The organism is Pelomonas parva, assembly GCF_043555835.1.
Lineage (GTDB): Bacteria > Pseudomonadota > Gammaproteobacteria > Burkholderiales > Burkholderiaceae_C > Pelomonas > Pelomonas parva.
Map to the genome: position 1 here is coordinate 393,711 of NZ_JBIGHV010000005.1, position 20,143 is coordinate 413,853.

Here is a 20,143-nt window from a genome sequence, read left to right on the forward strand (position 1 = left end):
TTGGGCCGGCTGCTTCGGTGGCCGGCCCTTTTTGTTGGTGACCTTGTGGTCGTCTGAAGCAAAGCGTGGCGCTAGATATCGTCCGAGTCCAGCGACTTGAATGGGGCGAAATACCAGAGCATGAACGCAACGGCGAGAGCCGTCAGGGCACCCAAGCCCCACATGATCTTTTCAGTCCGGAAGACGGACGCCTGCGAATCTGGTGTCACCAACTGCTGACCATTGAATTCCGCGCTCACGATCCAGTACCCCATCATTGGGCCTGCATCCTGCAGCCATACGCGCAAGGTGGCACTTTTCCGAGGCACTGGCGCCTGGCAAAGCGTGCGAGCTTTGTAGCAAGAGATCTGGATCTCCTGGAAATTGGACGTTTGCAGATCGAGGTAGTCGATGTTCTTCCTTTGCAGGCGGTTCGCCGTGACCGTGATTTCCTTCGCCTGAGAAAGTTGAAGGCGTGAGGGAGCAAGCATCCACGCACCCGCCAACAGGATGGCAACGGGAATCGCGATCCAACGGGCGATCTTGAATGCGAGGTCGTCCATGACGAAGTTCACTGGCATACCTCCCGAACGCAACTGCGCAACCATCGATGCCCCGCATCCCCATCCATGCGCGGGTGCCAAAGCAGCGACACCGTGAAGGGCGCCACCGCCACTGGCAGTTCAAGCCTCTGCAGACCATCTCGCAGATGGGCCGTGTGGCGCTCCGGCACGGTCGCAATCAGGTCCGTGCCGCGCGCCAGCGCCAATGCCTCCGAGAACCCCGCCACCGTGACGACGATGTCGCGGGCAAGGCCCAGGGCGGACAACGCCTCGTCGACAGGCCCCGCCGCCGTGCCGCGCCGGGAGACAGCGACATGCCGGCCTGCCGCGTAGCGCTTGGTCGTCAGCTTGCCGTTCGCCAGCACATGGCCTTGGCGCACCACGGCCACGAAGCGGTCGCGGAATAGCGCGTGGGCGCGCAGTTCCGGCCCCGTCGTCGAGCCGATCACGCCGGTCTCCAGATCCACGCTGCCGTCGCGCAGCGACGTACTGTCCCGATCCGGCTTGGGCACAAATCGCAGCCGCACACCAGGTGCCTCGGTGGCCACGCGGGCGAGCAGGGCGGCGCCGAAGTTCTCGACAAATCCTTCCCGAGTTCGCAGCGTGAATTCGCGCTCCAGCCGGTCCAGCTTCAGTGCATCAGCCGGCCTCAATGCCGCCAGAGCTTCCTTCACCAGCGGCCCGATCCGCTCGCGCAACTCCAGCGCCCGTGGCGACGCCACCAGCCCACGCCCGGCGCGCACCAGCAGTGGGTCGCCGGTGGCTTCGCGCAGCCGGGCGAGTGACCGGCTCATCGCCGATGGGCTCAGTCGCAGCCGACGTGCGGCACCGGCCACGCTGCCCTCGGCGAGCAGGGCGTCCAGCGTCAGCAGCAGGTTGAGGTCAGGGTCTGACATGGCGTCTCGTGCAGCAATGAAGTGCAGATGATGCGTCTTCCGCCAGGGCCGGCCAATGTCTAAGGTCTGGGCATGAACACCACGACCCTCGCTCAACCGGCCGCGAAGCCCCTCGCCGGCGTGCTCGCCAGTCTCGGCCTGGCCGCGCTGTTGCCGTCCCTGGCCATCAGCAGCGCCAACGTCGCGCTGCCCACGTTGGCCACGGCTTTCGGCGCCAGCTTTGCCCAGACCCAGTGGGTCGTGCTGGCCTACCTGCTGGCCACGACAACCCTCATCGTCGGCGCCGGCCGGTTGGGCGACCTGATCGGCAAGCGTCGCTTGCTGCTCGCCGGCATCGTGCTGTTCACTATCGCGTCGGGGCTGTGCGCGCTGGCGCCCACGCTGCCGCTGCTGATCGCCGCCCGCGCGCTGCAAGGCGTGGGCGCTGCGGCCATGATGGCCTTGACGATGGCGATGGTGGGTGCAGCCTTGCCCAAGGCGCACACGGGTCGGGCGATGGGGCTGTTCGGCACGATGTCGGCCGTCGGCACGGCGCTCGGGCCGTCGCTGGGCGGCGTATTGATCGGCATGTTGGGTTGGCAAGCCGTCTTTGCCGTCAACCTGCCGCTGGGTCTGGCGGCGTTCGTGATGGCCTGGCGTTGCCTGCCGGCGGACCGGGGGCAGGGCGGCGCTGCGGGCTTTGACCTGCCGGGCACGCTGTGGCTGGCGCTGGCATTGGCCGCGTATGCGCTGGCAATGACGCAGCACATCGGCTTGCTCGCCGCCGCCGCGATGGGCCTGCTGCTCTTCCTTCGCACCGAAGCCCGCGCCGCTTCGCCCCTGATGCGGCTCGACCGGTTGCGCGACCCGGCCCTGAGTGCGGCGCTGGCAATGAACGCACTCGTGTCGGCCGTCATGATGGCCACGCTCGTCGTCGGTCCTTTCCACCTGAGCGGCGCGTTGGGCCTGGGCGCGGCCGCGGTCGGTGCGCTGATGTCCATCGGCCCCATGGTGTCGGCCGTCAGCGGGGTGCCGGCGGGCCGGCTGGTGGACCGTTTCGGCAGCCGGCGCATGACGCAACTGGGCTTGGCCGTGATGGCGCTCGGCTGCGCACTGATTGCGCTGCTGCCCGCATCGCTGGGCGCCATCGCCTATGTCGGGCCGCTCGCCCTCGTCACGCCCGGCTATGCGCTCTTTCAGGCGGCCAACAACACGGGCGTCATGGCCGATGTGGCGGCCGAGCAGCGTGGCGTCGTGGCCGGCCTGCTGACGCTGTCGCGCAACCTCGGCCTCATCACGGGCGCCTCGGCCGTGGCCGCCGCTTTTGCCAGGGGCGGGCTTGGCCTGAGCTTCGCCATCGCCACGGGCTTGCTTGCCATCGCTGTCGGACTCACCAGGCCGCGCGAATTACAATCTCGCGAAATGTAAGGAGCGCACATGGCCGAATCCACCGTCACCGCCAAGGGTCAGACGACCGTGCCTGCGGACATCCGGGCGCTCATCGATGCCAAGCCAGGTACTCGCCTCGTCTGGTCCGCGATGCCGGACGGGACCATCATCGTCCGGGCCAAGACCAAGTCCATCCTCGACATGGCCGGCATGCTCAAGGCGCCCAGGGGCAAGCGCGTCAGCGTCGAGGACATGAACCCCTGGCGCTGAGGGGAGGCTGGCCATGCCGGCGCTCGACACCAACATCCTGGTTCGCTACCTCGTCGAGGACGACCTCTCCCAGCTCGCTGCGGCGCGTCGGCTGATCAGCCGCTGCGTGAACGAAGGGCTGACGCTGTTCGTGCCCGTCACCGTCGTCCTGGAACTCGAATGGGTGCTGCGCAAGAGCTTCGGCTTCGGCAAGGAAGACGTGCTGCTGGCCTTGTCGCATCTCTTCTCGGCGGCAGAACTGACCATCGAATCTGAGCGCGCGCTGGAAGTGGCGCTGCAGCTGTTCCGCCAGGGCCCGGCGGACTTCGCCGAATGCCTGCACATCGCCTTGGCCACCCAGGCCGGCGAGCAGCCGCTGTGGACGTTCGACAAGAGCGCGGCCAAGGTGGATGGCGCGCGGTTGCTGACCAAGGGCTAAGGACGTTCGGTTCAAACGCGAATCATTCTTGTTAGCATGCGGACTTCCGCAATCCCTGAAGAGACCTGTCGATGCTGCGTCGTTCCCTGCTTTGCATCTCCCTCAGCCTGGCCGGCCTGAGTGCCGTGGCCCAGCCCGCCGCCGTGCTCAACGTCTATTCGGCCCGCCACTACCAAACCGACGAGGCGCTGTACGCCAACTTCACGAAGCAGACCGGCATCCGCATCAACCGGCTGGACGGCAAAGAGGACGAGCTCGTCGAGCGCATCCGCAACGAGGGCACGGCCAGCCCGGCCGATGTGCTGATCACCGTGGACGCCGCGCGCCTGGAGGTGGCCGACAACCTGGGCCTGTTCCAGCCGGTCAAGTCGTCGGTGCTGGAGGCGCGCGTGCCCGCCGGGCTGCGCACCGACACCTGGTTCTCGTTCTCGACCCGCGCCCGCGTCATCGTGCACAACAAGGCGGCCGTGAAGAGCGACTGGGTGCAGACCTATGAAGACCTCGCCGACCCGCGCCTGAAGAACCAGGTCTGCGTGCGCTCCGGCTCCCACCCCTACAACCTGTCGCTCGGCGCGGCGCTGATCGCCCACAACGGCGAGGCCAAGACCGAGGCCTGGGCCAAGGGCCTCGTGGCCAACTTCGCCCGCGCGCCCAAGGGTGGCGACACCGACCAGCTGCGCGCCGTGGCCGCCGGCGAGTGCGGCGTGACCATTTCCAACAGCTACTACCTCGCGCGCCTGATGCGCTCGACCAAGCCGGAGGACCAGGAGGTCGTGAAGGCCATCGGCATCGTCTGGCCCAACCAGAAGACCTGGGGCACGCATGTCAATGTCTCCGGCGCCGGTGTGCTCAAGCACGCGCCGAACAAGGCGGCGGCCGTCAAGTTCCTGGAGTACCTGGCCAGCGACGAGGCGCAGGGCTACTTCGCCAATGGCAACAACGAATGGCCGGTCGTGAAGTCGGCTGTGATGAAGAACCCGGCGCTGGAAGCGATGGGCACGTTCAAGCCGGATGCGCTGCCGATTGGCGACTTGGCCAAGACGACGACCGCCGCGCAGAAGGTGTTCGACCGCGCCGGCTGGAAGTGATCATCTTGTGCCGCGCACGATGTGCCGGCACAGCACCACCATCGGCACCAGCCCGACGGCGACGATGGCCAGCGCCGAGGTGGATGCCTCGGCCAGCCGCTCGTCCGAGGCCAGCGTGTAGGCCTGCGTGGCCAGCGTGTCGAAGTTGAAGGGGCGCATCACCAGCGTGGCGGGCAGCTCCTTCATGACGTCAATGAACACCAGCAGCCCGGCCGTCATCGCGCTGCCGCGCAGCAGCGGCAGGTGCACGCGCCACAGCGTCTGCGCCGGCGTGTGGCCCAGCGTGCGCGCCGCCTGCTCCATGCGCGGCGTGATGCGCGCCAGGCCAGCGTCCATGGCCTGCAGCGCGGCCGTCAGGTAGCGCACGACGCAGGCATAGACCAGCGCCGCGATCGTGCCCGTCAGCAGCAGGCCGGCGTCGATGCCGAAGCCGCGCAACATCGCCGCGAGCGCATGGTCCAGCTGCGTGACCGGGATCAGCACGCCCACCGCGATGACCGACCCCGGCAGCGCATAGCCCAGCCCCGCCACGCGGTGCGCCCAGCGCGTGGTCGCGCTCTTGTCGACGCGCGCCGCATAGGCGATCAGCAGCGCCAGCGCCGTCGCCAGCAGAGCCGTGGCGCCGGCCACCAGCACGCTGTTGCCGGCCAGCGTGAAGAAGCGCGTGCCCCATTGCGCATCGCCTTCGGTCAGCGCCATGTGCAGCATGACGCCCGCTGGCAGCAGGAAGCCGCCGGCCAGCGGCAGGGCACAGGCCAGCAGCGCCAGCACGGCGCGCGGCCCCTGCAGCGGCACGCGCACGACGCCCCGGCTGCGCAGCGTGCTGTCCGCAAAACGCGAGCCGCCACGCGACAGCCGCTCCAGCGCCAGCACCAGGATGACGAAGCCCAGCAGCACCATCGCCAGTTGCGCGGCGGCCGTGCGGTCGCCGAGCGAGAACCAGGCGCGGTAGATGCCGGTCGTGAAGGTCTGCACGGCGAAGTACGACACCGTGCCGTAGTCCGCCAGCGTCTCCATCAGCGCCAGCGCCACGCCGCCGGCAATCGCCGGCCGCGCCAGCGGCAGCGACAGGCGGCAGAAGGCCTGGAAGGGCGACAGGCCCAGCGTGCGGCCCACTTCGATCATGCCGCCCGCGCGCTCCATGAAGGCCGTGCGCGCCAGCATGTAGACGTAGGGGTAGAGCACCAGCGAGAACATCACCACCGCGCCGCCCAGCGACCGCACATCCGGGAACCAGTAGTCGCCGCGCCGCCAGCCAAACGTCTCGCGCAGCCAGCCCTGCACGGGGCCGACGAACTGCAGAAGGTCGGTGTAGGCATAGGCCATCACGTAGGCCGGCATGGCCAGCGGCAGCAGCAGCGCCCACTCGAAGGTCGAGCGCCCCGGGAACTCGTGGCGCGTCACCAGCCAGGCCGCGCCGACGCCCAGCGCAGCCACACCGGTGCCGACGCCCGCGCACAGCCACAGCGTGGCGACGACATAGTCCGGCAGCACGGTGGACAGCAGGTGCTGCCAGGTGCCGGCCGTGCCGGGCGTGAAGACATTGAAGGCCACCGACAGCAGCGGCGCGGCGATCAGCGCGGCGGCCACCAGGGCCAGGGCGCGAAGCGAGGGCAGGCGACGTCGGGGTGTGGTGGCGGGGAGGTTCAGGGCCGATTGCATTGCGGGCAATTATCATGATGCCCCACCCGACATGACCCCATCTCCCGACACGCCGCCCTGGCTCGCCCTCGACAACATCGACATCGCCTATGGCGCGCGCACCGTTGTCGAGCGGCTGTCGCTGACGCTGGCACGCGGCAGCATCGGCTGCCTGCTCGGGCCCTCGGGCTGCGGCAAGACCACCGTGCTGCGCGCCATTGCCGGCTTCGAGTCCGTGCAAGCCGGCGAGATCCGCCTCGACGGCGAGAGCGTCAGCCGCCCCGGTTACCAGCTGCCGCCCGAGCGGCGCCGTATCGGCATGGTTTTCCAGGACCATGCGCTGTTCCCGCACCTGACCGTGGCCCAGAACGTCGGCTTCGGCCTGCGCGGCGTGGCCGATGCGAAGGCGCGCATCCAGCAGATGCTGGACACCGTGGGCTTGGCCCACGCGGCGGCCCGCTACCCGCACGAGCTGTCGGGCGGCCAGCAGCAGCGCGTGGCGCTGGCCCGGGCGCTCGCGCCACGGCCGCAGCTGCTGTTGCTCGACGAGCCCTTCGCTAACCTCGACGTGGAACTGCGCGAGCGGCTGGGCGCCGAGCTGCGCGGGCTGCTCGCGCCGTCCGGCACGACGGCGCTGCTGGTCACGCACGACCAGCACGAAGCCTTCGCGATTGCCGACGAGATCGCCGTCATGTCGGAAGGACGCATCCAGCAATGGGACAGCGCCTACCAGCTCTACCACCGCCCGGCCAACCGCTTCGTGGCCGATTTCGTCGGCCAGGGCGCGTTCTTGTCCGGCAAGGTCGAGAGTGACTTCGAGCTGCGTGTGGAGCTTGGCGTGGTGCGCAGCCAGCAGCCCATCCGCTGCGCCGAGCATGGGGAAGCCTGCGGCAGCGGCTGCGCGGTGGACGTGCTGCTGCGCCCCGACGACGTCGTGCACGACGACGCCAGCCCCATCACGGCCGAGGTCGTCGCCAAGGCCTTCCGCGGCTCGGAGTTTCTGTACACCCTGCGCCTGCCCAGCGGGGCGCTCGTGCTGTCGGTCGTGCCGTCGCACCACAACCATGCCATCGGCGAGCGCATCGGCATCCGCCTGGAGCTGGACCACGTCGTCGTCTACCGCGCGGCAAACGACGCGGTGCGTTGACACAGCGCGGCGCGGGCAGCTACATTCGCGCCCGCTCCGGGGTGCTCGGGTCTGGCTTGCGCCAGACCTGGATGCTGAGACAGTCAACGATGACTGAACCCGTGAACTTGAACCGGCTAGTACCGGCGTAAGGAGAGCGCATGCCTGGCGGCGTGCAGGCGATGCCACCCTCGGTGGCGCTCGCCGCACACCCACAGGCGGCCCCCGGAGCACCCCCTTAGCCGCTCCAGGAGACCGCCGTGAACGCCCCCGACAACACCATCTCGCTCGCCGACCGCCTGTCGCTGACGCGCGAGCCATTCCCCGCGTCCACCAAGGCCTACGTCACCGGCAGCCGGCCCGATGTGCGCGTGCCGATGCGCGAGATCGCGTTGACGAACGGCGAGACCGTCGTCGTGCACGACACGTCCGGCCCCTACACCGACCCTGACGCCGCCATCGACGTGCGCCAGGGCCTGCCCGACGTGCGTGCCGCCTGGGTGGCCGACCGGGGCGACACCGAGGCCTACACGGGCCGCATACGCGTCGCGCTGGATGACGGTGGCAAGGAGGACAACCAGCGCATCGCCCAGTTGCGTGCCGAGGCCGCCGCGCTGCAGCGCCTACCGCGCCGCGCCCAGGCCGGCGCCAACGTGAGCCAGCTGCACTACGCCCGGCGCGGCATCGTCACGCCGGAGATGGAGTTCGTCGCGCTGCGCGAGAACGGCCGTCGCGAGTGGATGCGCGACTACCTGTCCGACGCCGAGCGCGAGCAGCGCCTGCGTGGCGACTCGCTCGGTGCCGCCATCCCCGAGATCATCACGCCCGAGTTCGTGCGCCAGGAGGTGGCCCGCGGCCGCGCCGTCATCCCCGCCAACATCAACCACACCGAGCTGGAGCCGACCATCATCGGCCGCAATTTCCTCGTCAAGGTCAACGCCAACATCGGCAACTCGGCCGTCACGTCCAGCATCGAGGAAGAAGTGGAGAAGCTGGTCTGGTCCATCCGCTGGGGTGCGGACACGGTGATGGACCTCTCCACTGGCCGCAACATCCACACGACGCGTGACTGGATCGTTAGAAACTCGCCCGTGCCCATCGGCACCGTGCCCATCTACCAGGCGCTGGAGAAGGTCGGCGGCGTGGCCGAAGACCTCTCCTGGGCTGTCTTCCGCGACACGCTGATTGAGCAGGCCGAGCAGGGCGTCGACTACTTCACCATCCACGCCGGCCTGCGCCTGCCCTTCATCCACCTGACGACGAAGCGCCGCACCGGCATCGTGTCGCGCGGCGGATCGATCCTCGCCAAGTGGTGCATCACGCATCACCGCGAGAACTTCCTGTACACGCACTTCGAAGAGATCTGCGAAATCATGAAGGCCTATGACGTGACCTTCTCGCTGGGCGACGGCCTGCGCCCCGGCAGCGGCGCCGACGCCAACGACGAGGCGCAGTTCGCCGAGCTGAAGACGCTGGGCGAGCTGACGAAGGTGGCCTGGAAGCACGACGTGCAGACCATGATCGAGGGCCCCGGCCACGTGCCCATGCACCTCATCCAGGCCAACATGGCCGAGCAGCTGAAGCACTGCCACGAGGCGCCGTTCTACACGCTGGGCCCGCTGACCATCGACATCGCGCCCGGCTACGACCACATCGCCTCGGCCATAGGCGCGGCCATGATCGGCTGGATGGGCACGGCCATGCTCTGCTACGTGACGCCCAAGGAGCACCTGGGCTTGCCCGACCGCGACGATGTGAAGCAGGGGCTGATCGCCTACAAGATTGCCGCGCACGCGGCCGACATCGCCAAGGGCCACCCCGGCGCCCGGGCCCGTGACGACGCGATGAGCAAGGCACGTTTCGAGTTCCGCTGGAACGACCAGTTCGCACTCGGGCTGGACCCGGACACGGCGCGCGACTATCACGACGAGACCCTGCCCAAGGACTCGTCCAAGGAAGCGCACTTCTGCTCCATGTGCGGGCCGAAGTTCTGCTCGATGAAGATCACGCAGGACGTGCGCGAGTACGCGGCGAAGCAGGGGCTGGAAGCGTCGGACGTGGTGGCCGACGGCATGGCCCAGAAGTCTGCCGAGTTCCGCGCACACGGCGGCGAGCTCTACATCCCCATCGCCAAAGCCTGATGGCGACGATCGCCATAGCAGGCGCCGGCGTCATGGGCCGGCTGCTGGCCTGGCAGCTCGCGCGGGAGGGGCATCGCGTCAGCGTGGTCGACCCCGCTTCGGCGCCTGACCAGCCCGGCGCGGCCGCCTTCACGGCTGCGGGCATGCTGAGCCCGCTGGCCGAGCAGGAGCATGCCGAGCCCGAGGTCGCCGCGCTGGGCTGGCGGTCGCTGGAACTGTGGCCGGCCATTGCCGCAGCGCTGGGCCGGCCCGGCCTCGTGAAGACCGACGGCAGCCTGCTGCTGGCGCATGGCGTCGACGTGGGCGCGGCGCAGCGCGTGCTGGCGCGGCTGGACGACGGCCCCGAGCTGCTGAACCGCGCCACGCTGCAGATGCTGGAGCCCGCGCTCGCGCCCGATCTCAAGGCATGGTGGCTGCCGGGCGAGGGCCAGTTGCTGCCGCGTGAGCTGCTGCTGGCCTTGGCCCAGCAGGCGCCCGGCGTCGACTGGCTGTGGGGGCGGCGTGCGGTCGCCGTGCAGCCGCATCGCGTCGAACTCGACGACGGCCGCCGGCTGGACGCTGACCTCGTCATCGACACACGCGGCCTGGGCGCCAAGCCGGACATGCCGGGCCTGCGCGGCGTGCGGGGCGAGATCCTGTGGCTGCATGCACCCGGCGTCGTGCTGAACCGCCCGGTACGGCTGCTGCATCCGCGCCATCGCGTCTACCTGGTGCCCAGGCCGGGCGAGGTCATCGTCGTTGGCGCGTCCGAGGTCGAGAGCGAGGACCGCTCGCCCGTCAGCCTGCGCAGCGCTGTCGAGCTGATGGCGGCGGCCCACAGCGTGCTGCCGTCACTGGCCGAGGCGCGCATCGTTCACATGGACACCAATCTGCGCCCGGCCTTGCCGGACCACCGGCCGCGCATCGAGCACCAGCCCGGCCTGCTGCGCATCAACGGTCTGTTCCGTCACGGCTGGCTGCTGGCGCCGGCTTTGTCTGAGGAGGCGCTTCGCCATGTCTGAGTTCACGTTGAACCAGCAGCCCCAGCCCTGGCGCGAGGGCTTGAGCGTCGCTGCACTGCTGGCCGAACAGGGCAGGGCGGCCGATGCCGTCGCCACAGCGCTCAACGGCGCCTTTCTACCCCGCACCCGTAGAGACACGACCTTGATCCAGCCCGGCGACGAGCTGACCTTGATCCAACCCATCACCGGAGGATGACCATGTCGTCCCTGACCCTGTACGGCCGCATGCTGAAAAGCCGCTTCCTGCTCGGCACCGCCGGCTACCCCTCGCCCGCCGTGCTGCGCCAGGCCATCCACGCCAGCGGCGCCCAGGTGCTGACCGTGGGCCTCAAGCGCACGCTGGCGGCGGCCGGCGACAACGGCTTTGTCGCCGCCATCCGTGAGACCTTGAAAGAAACCGGCGGTCAGCTGCTGCCCAACACCGCCGGCTGCCGCACCGCGCAGGACGCCATCACGCTGGCGCAGATGGCCCGCGAGCTGTACGGCACGTCGTGGATCAAGCTCGAAGTTGTCGGTGACGAGTACACGCTGCAGCCCGACCCCTGGGAATTGGTCAGCGCGGCGGAAGCGTTAGCCAGGGACGGCTTCGACGTCTTCCCCTACTGCACCGACGACCTCATCACCTGCCGCCGCCTGCTGGACGCCGGCTGCCAGGTGCTCATGCCCTGGGGCGCGCCCATAGGCTCGGGCCAAGGCCTGCTGAACCCGTTTGCGCTGCGCACGCTGCGCGAACGCCTGCCCGGCGTGCCGCTGATCGTAGACGCCGGCATTGGCGCGCCGTCGCATGCGGCCCAGGCCATGGAGCTGGGCTATGACGGCGTGCTGCTGAACTCCGCCGTCGCCCAGGCGGGCGACCCGGTCCGCATGGCTGCGGCGTTCGGCCAGGCGATCGCTGCCGGGCGGCTCGGCTTCGAGGCCGGCGTGATGGCCCGGCAGGACATGGCGGTGGCCAGCACACCCGTCGGCGGCCGGCCCTTTCTCATCCCATGAACAAGCCCGTCATCTGGAGCATTGCCGGGCTGGACAGCGGCGGCGGCGCGGGCTTGTCGGCCGACCAGCGCGCAGCCGACGCGATGGGCGTTCACCTGTGCCCCGTCGCCGCCGCACTGACGGCGCAGAACAGCGTCGCCGTGGACGCCGTCTTCCCCGTGCAGTCCGAGCAGCTGGACGCGCAACTCGCCGCGCTGGCGCAAGACCTGGCACCAACGGTCATCAAGACCGGCCTGCTGGGCGGCGTCGAGCAGTTGCGCGTCGTCACACGCTGGGTGGATCGCCTGCGCGAGCGCGCGCCGGTGGCGCTGGTCGTCGACCCCGTGCTGCGCGCGTCCACGGGCGCGAGCTTTGCCGACGACGACTTGCTGCGCGCCTACCGCGAGGAGCTGCTGCCACGCGCCACCGCCGTCACGCCCAACCGGCGCGAGGCGACTCGGCTGGTGGGCGAGGGCTGCCCGCAGCAGCAGGCGCCGGCGCTGGGCGTGGCGACGGTCTGCATCACGGGCGGCGACGAGGCCGGCCCGCTGGCCGTGGACTGGCTGCAAAGCCCGCAGGCTAGCGGCTGGCTGGCGCTGCCGTGGCGCGCCGCACGCAACAACCACGGCACCGGCTGTTGCTTCGCCACGGCGCTGGCGGCCGCGCTGGCTCGCGGCTTTGCGCCCGCCGACGCGGCCGTGTTGGCCAAGATGCTGACGGCCTCGGGCCTGCTGGCCGATGCCACGCCCGGCGCGGGCGCCGGCCCGGTGCGGCCCTCGGCCGGCTTCATCACCGACCCCGGACTGCTGCCCGCGCTGTTCGACACCGCGCCCACCGCCTGGCCCGCGCGGTGTGACGGCCCACCTGCCGTCGAGGGCATCTACGGCATCACCGACAGCGGTGCCCACGTCGTCGCGCTGTTCGGCGCCGGCCTGGCCACCGTGCAACTGCGCCTGAAGCGCGCCGAAAGCGAAAGCGGCGCGGCCTGGCACACCCGCCTGGCCGGCGAGGTGCAGCCCGCGCTGGACGCCGCCCACCGCCTGGGCGCGACGCTCATCGTCAACGACCATTGGCGCGCCGCGCTGGCGCTGGGTGTGGGCTTCGTCCACCTCGGCCAGGAAGACCTGCTGGCGCTGGACACCGCAGCCCGCGCCGACCTGGCCCAGGCCCGCGCGCGCGGCTTACGGCTGGGCATCAGCTCGCACAGCCTGTGGGAGCTGGCCCGCGCCGTCGCGTGGGCGCCGGACTACATCGCCTGCGGCCCCGTCTGGCCCACGCTCACCAAGGCCATGCCGTGGCGGCCGCAGGGGCTGGACAACCTGGCCTGGTGGGCGGCGATGTCACCCGTGCCGGTGGTCGGCATCGGCGGCGTGCTGGCGCCGGAGCAGCTGGTGCAGATCGCCGCGTCGGGCGCGGCGGCCGGCTGCGTGGTGCGCGGGCTCAAGGAGCTGCCGGCGCGCGACTGGTTGGCCGCCTGGCGCAGCGGCGCGGGCATGCCGCTGGCGACAGAGCCGTCCTGGCCTCACCCCTCGCTCAGCGCCTTGTAGACCAGCAGCGACGCATGCGCATCATTCGCCGCGTACTGCAGCTGCTGCGGGGTCAGCGTCCTGTTGGCCCAGTTGGACGTGGTGGCCTTCTTCGACTTGGCGAAGCGCCTGCCCAGCACGACGGCCACGGCGACCTTCAGCCCCACCGCGTCCTTGAAGCCCAACCGCTTCACCATCTGCGACACGTCGATGGACTGGCCCAGTCGCAGGCCCAGCTTGCGCTGGATCTGCGGCCGGTCCGAGGCCAGGCCGAAGCCCACCTTGACGACGACGTCCGACTCGATCATGGCCTGCAGGAAGTCGCCCACGCCCGGCGTGGCGGTCTGCACGATGAAGGCATCGGTCAGCGTCGCGAACTGGATCACCTCGGGGCCGGTCTGCGCTGCGCCGGCCACAAAGGTTGGCTTGCTCTCGGTGTCGAAGCCGACATGCCCGGCCTGGCGCAGCGCGGCTTCAGCGAACTGGAGTTGCTCGCCGGTCTTCAGCACGTGGATGCGGCTGGCCGGCAGCGCGTCGTAGGCGGGCAGGGCGGCTATCTGCTCGGAGGTGGGGCGCTGCAATGGCGAGGGGTTGCGCATGGCGGCAGTATGGCCGCACCGCAATTGCTCAAATGATTGAGCACCGCCCGCCTACCCGGCAGCGCTAGCATTTCACGCCGCCGGGCGCGCCCCGTGTGAATGCACCCGCACGCCGACCGCGGCGCCATCCCTGTTGCCCTGCCGTCCTGGATCTCAGCGGCGCGCCACCGCGAGGTCCCATAGACGATGAAGTCCCTGCAAATTGCGCTGGCCCTGCTGGCTGCCAGCGTGGCAGCCCATGGCCAGCCTGTCGGCCCGGCGCGTGCGGAGTTCCTGCCCGTGCTGGAGAAGGTGGCCGACTACCAGATCACGGCCATGGCGGCGGGCTTGAACCCGATCAAGACCGGCGAGGGCTACCCCAACCCGCGCGGCTGGGTGCAGGCCGCCCTGTTTGTGGGCCTGACGGAACTGGCCGACCGCAGCGCCAACCCGCGCTACCGGCAACTCATCCTGCAGCGCGGCGAGGCCAACCAGTGGCGGCTGGCGTCGCGAAAGTATTTCGCCGACGACCAGGCCATCGGCCAGGCCTATCTGTGGGCCGCAAGGAATGGCGCCGGCGCGGCTGCGCAAGCCGAGGTCAAGGCGGAACTGGACGCCATCCTCGCCAGTCCCTCGTCGGTGGCGCTCGAATTCACCGAGCACCGCGAAGGCCAGGGTTTGCAGGCGCTGGGCTGCCAGGCGCGCTGGTGCTGGTCGGATTCCCTCTTCATGGCGCCGGCGCTCTGGCTTGAATTGAGCCGGCAAACGGGCGATGCGCGGTATGCCGAGTTTGCGAAGAAGGAATTCCGGGCCACGACGGCCTATCTTTTCGATGCCGACGAGGGGCTGTACTTCCGCGACTCGCGGTTCTTCAGCCGGCGCGATGCCCAGGGCCGGAAAGTCTTCTGGAGCCGCGGCGTGGGCTGGGCCTTTGCCGGGCTGGCCCGCATGATGGACCGGCTGCCGGCCGGCGACCCGGACCGGGCGCAGATGGCGGCGGTGTTCCAGCGCATGGCCGCCCGGCTCAAGGCGCTGCAGAAGCCGGACGGCTACTGGGCGCCGTCGCTGCTCGCCAATGGGCCGGACACGCCACCCGAGTCCAGCGGCACGGCCTTCTTCACCTACGGGCTGGCCTGGGGCGTGCAGCGCGGCCTGCTCGACCGCGCGACCTACGAGCCCGCCGCACGCCTGGGCTGGGCGGCGCTGCTGCGGGCTGTGCATCCGGATGGCAAGTTAGGCCATGTGCAGCCGGTGAGTGACCGGCCCGACCAGGTCAGCGCTGACGACACGCAGCTCTACGGCGTGGGCGCCTTCCTGCTGGCCGGCACGGCGATGGCCGACCTGGCGGCTGCGCCCCCCAAGGTCGCCGCGCTCGCGCCGCCGACCGACGCCGAGCGCACGCCGCGCGCCGTCGTGCGCCATGCGCCGGAGCGCTTCGACGACCTCCTGTGGGAGAACGACCGCGTCGCCCACCGCCTCTACGGCCCAGCGCTGCAGCAGGCCGAGCCGCCGTCGGGCTCGGGCATCGACACCTGGGCCAAGAAGGTGCGCTGGCCCTTCATGGACCGGCAGCTGAAGACGGCGTCCTATCACGACGACCACGGCGAGGGGCTGGACTACTACAACGTGCGCGCCAGCCGTGGCGTGGGCGGGCTGGGCATCTGGCTGGACGACAAGCTCTGGGTGTCGCGCAACTGGGCCAGCCACCGCATCCTGAAGAGCGGCGCCGAGGTCGCGTCCTTCCAGGTCGAGTACGCGCCCTGGCCGGTCGGCACGCAGCGCCGGGTCTGGGAGACGCGCACGTTCACGCTGCCGCTGGGCACGCACTTCACGCGCATGCAGTCGGTCATCCATTCGGACCAGCCGGGCGACCTCATCGTCGCCATCGGCCTGGGCAAGGGCGCCACCGTCCCCGGCCGAGGCTCGCTGCTGGCGAACAAGGCGCAGGGGCTACTGGCCTTGTGGGAGCCGACCGACCGCACGCGCGGCGCCATGGGCAATGCGGTGCGCGTGGACCCGGGCATGGTGGAGGACATTGGCGCTGATGTCGACAACCACCTGATCCGCATCCGCGTCAAACCTGGTGTGCCCTTCGTTTACTACATCGCCTCGGTCTGGGACCAGGGGCCGGACTTCCGCACGCGCGAGGCGTGGGAAGCCCACATCACCCAACATAAGCTGGACTTCAACGCGCAATGATGAATCTCCGCCTTTTGCTTCGCTACCTCTCGGCCGGCCTGCTGGGTGCCATGCTGACCGTAGCGGCCGCAGCCGACGCGCCACGCACCGAGACGCTGATGCTCTCCGGCACCGGCCCGGACGACGCCGTGCCCTGGGACTTCACGATCGATGGCGGCCGGCGGGCCGGCGAGAAGGCGCGCATCCCCGTGCCGTCCAACTGGCAGCAGCACGGCTTCGGGCAGTACCAGTACGGCTACGACAAGGGCTCGCGCGCGGCGCACACCGGCACCTACCGCCATCGCTTTGCCGTGCCGGCCGACTGGAAGGGCCGCAACGTGCGCATCGTCTTTGACGCGGCGATGACCGACACGACCGTCAAGGTCAATGGCCGCCTCGCCGGCCCGGTCCACCAGGGCGCCTTCAACCGCTTCAGCCACGACGTCACGGCGCTGTTGAAGCCTGGCGAGGACAACGACATCGAGGTGCAGGTCAGCGAGGCGTCGTCCAACGCCGCCACCGACCTGGCCGAGCGCCATGGCGACTACTGGGTGTTTGGCGGCATCTACCGGCCGGTCTGGCTGGAGGCCGCGCCGCCCGAGTCCATCGCCCACGTCGCCATTGACGCCAAGGCCTCCGGCGAGCTAGCCGCCCAGGTGACGCTGCGCGCGCCGCGCACTGTGACGCGCGTGGCCGCGCAGGTGCGCACGCTCGCCGGTGCGGCGGTCGGCCAACCGTTCACCACGGCAATTCCCGGTGGTGGCGCCGGGCTGGTGCGCGTGCAAGGCCGGGTGCCGAAGCCGCGCCTCTGGTCGGCGGAAGCGCCCCACCTCTATCTGCTCGACATCACGCTGTTCGCCGGTGACAAGCCGGTTCACCAGCAGCGCGAGCGCTTCGGCTTCCGCACCTTCGAGGTCCGCGAGGGGCAAGGCCTCTACCTGAACGGCCAGCGCATCCTGCTCAAGGGCGTCAACCGCCACAGCTTCCGCCCGGAGACCGGCCGCGCCGTGTCGCGCGCCCAGGCGTTCGAGGACGTGCGCACCATCCGCGCGTTGAACATGAACGCGATGCGCGTGGCCCACTACCCGCCGGAGAAGCCCTTCCTGGAGGCCGCAGACGAGCTGGGCCTGTACGTCATCAACGAGCTGAGCGGCTGGCAGAAGGCGCACGACACCGAGGTGGGCCGCAAGCTGGTGCGCTCGCTGGTGGAGCGTGACGTGAACCACCCGAGCATCCTGTTCTGGAGCAACGGCAACGAAGGCGGCTGGAACCGCGAGCTGGACCGCGACTTCGCGCTCTATGACCCGCAGGCGCGCCCCGTGCTGCACCCCTGGGAGCCGTTCAGCGGCATCGACACCAAGCACTACCCGCGCTACCCCGACCTGCAGCGCCGCCTGGCCGGGCCGTTGCTGGTCATGCCGACGGAGTTCCTGCACGGCCTGTTCGACGGCGGGCACGGCGCCGGGCTGGACGACTACTGGCAGGCCATCACCGCGTCGCCGCGTGGCGCGGGCGGCTTCCTGTGGAACCTGGCCGACGAAGGCATCGCGCGCACCGACCAGGGCGGCGCGCTCGACGTGTTCGGCAGCTACGGGCCAGACGGCCTGCTCGGCTCGCGGCATGAGAAGGAGGGCAGCTGGTACACGGTCAAGGCCATCTGGTCGCCGGTGCAGGCGGATGCGCCGAAGCTGGACCGCGTCTTCGACGGTCGCATCCAGCTGCGCAATGGCTACGACTTCACGCCGCTGTCCGATGTGCGCTTCCGCTGGGAGTGGCTGCGCTTCGCCGGGCCGCAAGCGGCGGGGCGCGACGACACCGTCCTCGCCAGCGGCGAGCTGGACGGCCCCAAGGTCGCGCCGCATGCCGCCGGTGCGCTGAAGCTGCCGCTGCCCGCCGCCCGCGCGCAGGCTGATGCGCTGCGCCTGACGGCCACGCGGGGTGGGGAGCAGCTGTGGACCTGGGTCTGGGCCGTGCCCGGCCAGCCGAAGCTGCCGCAGGGCGAGCGTGTGGGCACGCCCGAGGTGCTGAAGGAAGGCGGGGCTATCCGCCTCGTCGCCGGTGCCGCATCGGCGCAGTTCGATGCCGCCACCGGGCTGCTGACCGGGCTGTCGCGGGACGGCAAGCTGCAGCCGCTGTCGAACGGGCCGCGCCAGGTCGTCGCCCGGCCGAAGACGGCGGCCGAGCCTGCCTGGGTGGAGCCGATCGCGCAGGGCGAGGGCGTCTACGCGTTCGAGCAGGCTGCGCTGGCGAATGTCGCGACGGTCGACCTCGGGCGTGTCGAGGCCGACGGCTGGGCCGGCTTCCGGCTGGAGCTGTCGCCCGACGGCCAGCGCTGGAAGACGGTCTACGACGGCGCGCGCGCCCCGCGCGACGGGCTGACCTACATCTTCCCGCCGCAGCCGGTGAAGGCCGTGCGCATCAGCCGGCTGTCCGGCACGCGCCAGGCGCCGACGGTGGCCAAGCTGAAGCTGGCCCACGAGGCGGAGCGGTTCGCGCTGCCCGCCGTTGGCCAGCCAGCGGTGACGACGGGCGTGTCGCGCGACGCGCAAACTGGCCGGCAGCTCGCCTGGCTGGAGGCGCCCGGCGCCGGCGGCCTGGAGCGCGTGCGCTGGACGCTGGACGACAGCGGCGAACTGGCGCTGGACTACGCCTACACGCTGGACGGCGCGGTGCTGTACCACGGCATCGGCTTCGACCGGCCGCTGGCCGATGTGGCGGCCGTGCGCGCGCTCGTGCGCGGGCCCAGCCCCGTGTGGAACAACCGCCTGCGCGGCCCGGTGCTGGGCGTGCACGACATCACCGTGGGCGGCTACTTCGCCGACCCGCAGTGGCTGCGCCTGCCGTCAAACGATGGCGGCGGGTTGACCGTCCACAGCGCTGGCGTGCCCTTCCTGCAGGTCGGTACGCGGCTGGCCGACTTCCCCACCACCAGCGTCGACTTCCCGGCCAGCGACCTCGGCTTCCTGCATGCCATCCCCGGCATGGGCGCCAAGTTCCAGGCCGCCGACCTGACCGGCCCTGCCGGCGGGCCCACCGTGGCGGCGGGGCGTTATGCCGGCCGGCTGCTGTTCAAGTTTTGACGAGACAGACCGACATGCACACCTCATCGATCACCCGACGCACCATGCTGTCGCTGGCTGCCGCGCTGCTCGCCGGCACCGTCCCTGCGTTGGCTGCTGCCGAGCCGGCGAGCTGGCTCGACCCCACCACCGGCCGCCGCATCGTGCGTGTCGACGACCGGCCGGGCAACTACGGGCTCTACTTCAACTACAACCCGTTCACGCCCCAGGGCGACCTGATGATCTACCTGTCCGGCGAGGGCATCCACGTTGCCGACACGAAGACGTGGAAGACGCGGCTGGTGCTGCCGGGCCAGGTGGACCGGCTGCTGTTCGCCGGGCCGAAGACGCGCTCGGCCTACTACACGCTGCGCGACGCGGCGGTGGAGGAGGGCGGGCCGTCCTCGGTGTGGTCGGTGGACCTGGACACCGGCAAGACGCGCAAGATCACCGACCTGCCCGGCGGTCGCGTGATGGCCATCAATGCCGACGAGACGCTACTGGCCGGCGTCTGGGAGACCTCGCCGCCGCCGCCCGAAATCGCGCGCCAGGGCCGGCGCGACCCCGTGACCGGCTCGCCCGCCTATGCCGGCGTGGACAAGGACGGCAAGCCACTGTCCTTTGCCGCCGCCAAGGGCCAGTGGATGGCCGCGCGGCTGGCGGCGCGGGTGCCCATGGAGATGTACAGCGTGGCTATCGCCACCGGCGAGCGCAAGAGCATCCACCGCGCCACCGACTGGCTGAACCACCTGAAGTTCTCGCCCACCGACCCGACGCAGCTGATGTTCTGCCACGAGGGCCCCTGGCACCAGGTGGACCGCATCTGGACCATCCGCGTCGACGGCACGCAGCTGACCAAGGTGCACACCCGCACGATGGCTGGCGAGATCGCGGGCCACGAGTTCTGGGGCCGCGACGGCAAGACCGTCTGGTACGACCTGCAGACGCCGCGCGGCGGCGTCACCTGGCTGACCGGCCGCAACCTGGCCACCGGCGAGCAATGGCGCTATGAGGTCGCGCGCGACCAGGCCTCCTACCACTTCATGCAGTCGCCCGACGGCCGCATGTTCTCCGGCGACGGCGGCAATGCGGGCAAGTGGATCAGCCTGCTGCGGCCGGTGATGCGCGAGACGCCGGTGCCCGGCCTCATCACGCCCGGCCGGCTGGAGAGCATCCGCGTGGCCGACCTGAGCAAGCAGGACTACACGCTGGAGCCCAACCAGCACTTCACGCCGGATGGGAAGTGGCTGGTCTACCGGGCGAATGTGGAGGGGAAGCCGGCGATCTATGCGGTGGAGCTGCCGGAGGTGCCCGTACTGCGCTGAAGGGTGCGTGCGGCAAC

The 20,143-nt window shown here is 70.3% G+C and carries 17 protein-coding genes and 1 riboswitch; of the genes, 13 read left to right on the top strand and 4 right to left on the bottom strand.

Annotated elements, in window-relative coordinates; translation table 11 throughout:
* Positions 1–71: 71 nt before the first annotated feature.
* Together ACG00Y_RS15625 and ACG00Y_RS15630 are read right to left on the bottom strand one after the other, a co-directional pair.
* Positions 72–554, bottom strand: a complete 483-nt coding sequence (locus ACG00Y_RS15625; RefSeq protein WP_394480357.1) for a hypothetical protein — start codon at positions 552–554, stop codon at positions 72–74.
* Positions 551–1,438, bottom strand: a complete 888-nt coding sequence (locus tag ACG00Y_RS15630; RefSeq protein WP_394480358.1) for a LysR family transcriptional regulator — start codon at positions 1,436–1,438, stop codon at positions 551–553. The genes ACG00Y_RS15625 and ACG00Y_RS15630 overlap by 4 nt, the downstream gene beginning before the upstream one ends.
* A 72-nt stretch (positions 1,439–1,510) precedes the next feature.
* On the opposite strand from ACG00Y_RS15630, the gene ACG00Y_RS15635 reads away from it, so the two are divergent.
* The 4 genes from ACG00Y_RS15635 (at position 1,511) to ACG00Y_RS15650 (ending at position 4,582) form a co-directional block, all read left to right on the top strand.
* Positions 1,511–2,845 carry an MFS transporter gene (locus ACG00Y_RS15635; protein ID WP_394480360.1) on the top strand — a complete coding sequence of 445 codons (1,335 nt, stop codon included), beginning with the start codon at positions 1,511–1,513 and terminating at the stop codon, positions 2,843–2,845.
* 9 nt (positions 2,846–2,854) lie between these two features.
* Entirely contained in the window at positions 2,855–3,076 is a 222-nt protein-coding gene (locus tag ACG00Y_RS15640) for an AbrB/MazE/SpoVT family DNA-binding domain-containing protein (protein ID WP_394480362.1), read from the top strand.
* A 13-nt stretch (positions 3,077–3,089) separates the two neighbouring features.
* Positions 3,090–3,494, top strand: coding sequence for a PIN domain-containing protein (locus tag ACG00Y_RS15645; protein WP_394480364.1), 405 nt, complete (start codon positions 3,090–3,092; stop codon positions 3,492–3,494).
* A 71-nt stretch (positions 3,495–3,565) separates the two neighbouring features.
* On the top strand, positions 3,566–4,582 hold the full coding sequence (locus ACG00Y_RS15650) for an extracellular solute-binding protein (RefSeq protein ID WP_394480365.1): 1,017 nt from the start codon (positions 3,566–3,568) through the stop codon (positions 4,580–4,582).
* On the opposite strand, the gene ACG00Y_RS15655 is transcribed toward ACG00Y_RS15650, so the two are convergent.
* Entirely contained in the window at positions 4,583–6,244 is a 1,662-nt protein-coding gene (locus tag ACG00Y_RS15655) for an ABC transporter permease (RefSeq protein ID WP_394480367.1), read from the bottom strand.
* A gap of 31 nt (positions 6,245–6,275) precedes the next feature.
* Between ACG00Y_RS15655 and ACG00Y_RS15660 the strand changes: the two genes are divergently transcribed.
* The 6 genes from ACG00Y_RS15660 (at position 6,276) to ACG00Y_RS15685 (ending at position 13,007) form a co-directional block, all read left to right on the top strand.
* A complete protein-coding gene (locus ACG00Y_RS15660) occupies positions 6,276–7,370 on the top strand; it encodes an ABC transporter ATP-binding protein (RefSeq protein ID WP_394480369.1) in 1,095 nt (364 codons plus the stop codon).
* 27 nt (positions 7,371–7,397) lie between these two features.
* A riboswitch (TPP riboswitch) is annotated at positions 7,398–7,521 on the top strand.
* 88 nt (positions 7,522–7,609) lie between these two features.
* Positions 7,610–9,490 (top strand): phosphomethylpyrimidine synthase ThiC, encoded by a 1,881-nt coding sequence (gene thiC, locus ACG00Y_RS15665; RefSeq protein ID WP_394480371.1) that lies wholly within the window; start codon positions 7,610–7,612, stop codon positions 9,488–9,490.
* Positions 9,490–10,491: an FAD-dependent oxidoreductase gene (locus tag ACG00Y_RS15670; RefSeq protein ID WP_394480373.1), complete on the top strand. Its 1,002-nt coding sequence runs from the start codon at positions 9,490–9,492 to the stop codon at positions 10,489–10,491. Before thiC ends, ACG00Y_RS15670 begins: the two co-directional genes overlap by 1 nt.
* Positions 10,484–10,687 (top strand): sulfur carrier protein ThiS, encoded by a 204-nt coding sequence (gene thiS, locus ACG00Y_RS15675; protein ID WP_394480374.1) that lies wholly within the window; start codon positions 10,484–10,486, stop codon positions 10,685–10,687. The genes ACG00Y_RS15670 and thiS overlap by 8 nt, the downstream gene beginning before the upstream one ends.
* A gap of 2 nt (positions 10,688–10,689) precedes the next feature.
* Complete coding sequence (locus ACG00Y_RS15680; RefSeq protein WP_394480376.1) at positions 10,690–11,481, top strand: thiazole synthase; 792 nt, start codon at positions 10,690–10,692, stop codon at positions 11,479–11,481.
* The gene (locus ACG00Y_RS15685) at positions 11,478–13,007 is read left to right on the top strand and encodes a bifunctional hydroxymethylpyrimidine kinase/phosphomethylpyrimidine kinase (RefSeq protein ID WP_394480378.1); all 1,530 of its coding nucleotides are present in this window, start codon (positions 11,478–11,480) and stop codon (positions 13,005–13,007) included. The genes ACG00Y_RS15680 and ACG00Y_RS15685 overlap by 4 nt, the downstream gene beginning before the upstream one ends.
* On the opposite strand, the gene ACG00Y_RS15690 is transcribed toward ACG00Y_RS15685, so the two are convergent.
* The gene (locus tag ACG00Y_RS15690) at positions 12,983–13,585 is read right to left on the bottom strand and encodes a 3'-5' exonuclease (protein WP_394480380.1); all 603 of its coding nucleotides are present in this window, start codon (positions 13,583–13,585) and stop codon (positions 12,983–12,985) included. The two genes, ACG00Y_RS15685 and ACG00Y_RS15690, sit on opposite strands and share 25 nt — an antisense overlap.
* A 186-nt stretch (positions 13,586–13,771) precedes the next feature.
* Here ACG00Y_RS15690 and ACG00Y_RS15695 point away from each other — a divergent pair, with 186 nt between their 5' ends.
* The 3 genes from ACG00Y_RS15695 to ACG00Y_RS15705 are packed head-to-tail and all read left to right on the top strand — an operon-like array spanning position 13,772 to position 20,126.
* Positions 13,772–15,763, top strand: a complete 1,992-nt coding sequence (locus ACG00Y_RS15695) for a glycoside hydrolase family 88 protein (protein ID WP_394480381.1) — start codon at positions 13,772–13,774, stop codon at positions 15,761–15,763.
* Positions 15,763–18,822 (top strand): glycoside hydrolase family 2 protein, encoded by a 3,060-nt coding sequence (locus tag ACG00Y_RS15700; protein ID WP_394480383.1) that lies wholly within the window; start codon positions 15,763–15,765, stop codon positions 18,820–18,822. Before ACG00Y_RS15695 ends, ACG00Y_RS15700 begins: the two co-directional genes overlap by 1 nt.
* A gap of 14 nt (positions 18,823–18,836) precedes the next feature.
* On the top strand, positions 18,837–20,126 hold the full coding sequence (locus tag ACG00Y_RS15705; protein ID WP_394480385.1) for an oligogalacturonate lyase family protein: 1,290 nt from the start codon (positions 18,837–18,839) through the stop codon (positions 20,124–20,126).
* The last annotated feature ends 17 nt before the right edge of the window (positions 20,127–20,143 follow it).

Bases quoted from the DNA above. Each gene is read 5' to 3' on its own strand.
- ACG00Y_RS15680 (WP_394480376.1), top strand. From the start codon at position 10,690: ATGTCGTCCCTGACCCTGTACGGCCGCATGCTGAAAAGCCGCTTCCTG.
- ACG00Y_RS15630 (WP_394480358.1), bottom strand. From the start codon at position 1,438: ATGTCAGACCCTGACCTCAACCTGCTGCTGACGCTGGACGCCCTGCTC.
- ACG00Y_RS15695 (WP_394480381.1), top strand. From the start codon at position 13,772: ATGAAGTCCCTGCAAATTGCGCTGGCCCTGCTGGCTGCCAGCGTGGCA.
- thiS (WP_394480374.1), top strand. From the start codon at position 10,484: ATGTCTGAGTTCACGTTGAACCAGCAGCCCCAGCCCTGGCGCGAGGGC.
- ACG00Y_RS15690 (WP_394480380.1), bottom strand. From the start codon at position 13,585: ATGCGCAACCCCTCGCCATTGCAGCGCCCCACCTCCGAGCAGATAGCC.
- ACG00Y_RS15640 (WP_394480362.1), top strand. From the start codon at position 2,855: ATGGCCGAATCCACCGTCACCGCCAAGGGTCAGACGACCGTGCCTGCG.
- ACG00Y_RS15705 (WP_394480385.1), top strand. From the start codon at position 18,837: ATGCACACCTCATCGATCACCCGACGCACCATGCTGTCGCTGGCTGCC.
- ACG00Y_RS15670 (WP_394480373.1), top strand. From the start codon at position 9,490: ATGGCGACGATCGCCATAGCAGGCGCCGGCGTCATGGGCCGGCTGCTG.
- ACG00Y_RS15700 (WP_394480383.1), top strand. From the start codon at position 15,763: ATGAATCTCCGCCTTTTGCTTCGCTACCTCTCGGCCGGCCTGCTGGGT.
- ACG00Y_RS15645 (WP_394480364.1), top strand. From the start codon at position 3,090: ATGCCGGCGCTCGACACCAACATCCTGGTTCGCTACCTCGTCGAGGAC.
- ACG00Y_RS15685 (WP_394480378.1), top strand. From the start codon at position 11,478: ATGAACAAGCCCGTCATCTGGAGCATTGCCGGGCTGGACAGCGGCGGC.
- ACG00Y_RS15655 (WP_394480367.1), bottom strand. From the start codon at position 6,244: ATGCAATCGGCCCTGAACCTCCCCGCCACCACACCCCGACGTCGCCTG.
- ACG00Y_RS15660 (WP_394480369.1), top strand. From the start codon at position 6,276: ATGACCCCATCTCCCGACACGCCGCCCTGGCTCGCCCTCGACAACATC.
- ACG00Y_RS15635 (WP_394480360.1), top strand. From the start codon at position 1,511: ATGAACACCACGACCCTCGCTCAACCGGCCGCGAAGCCCCTCGCCGGC.
- ACG00Y_RS15650 (WP_394480365.1), top strand. From the start codon at position 3,566: ATGCTGCGTCGTTCCCTGCTTTGCATCTCCCTCAGCCTGGCCGGCCTG.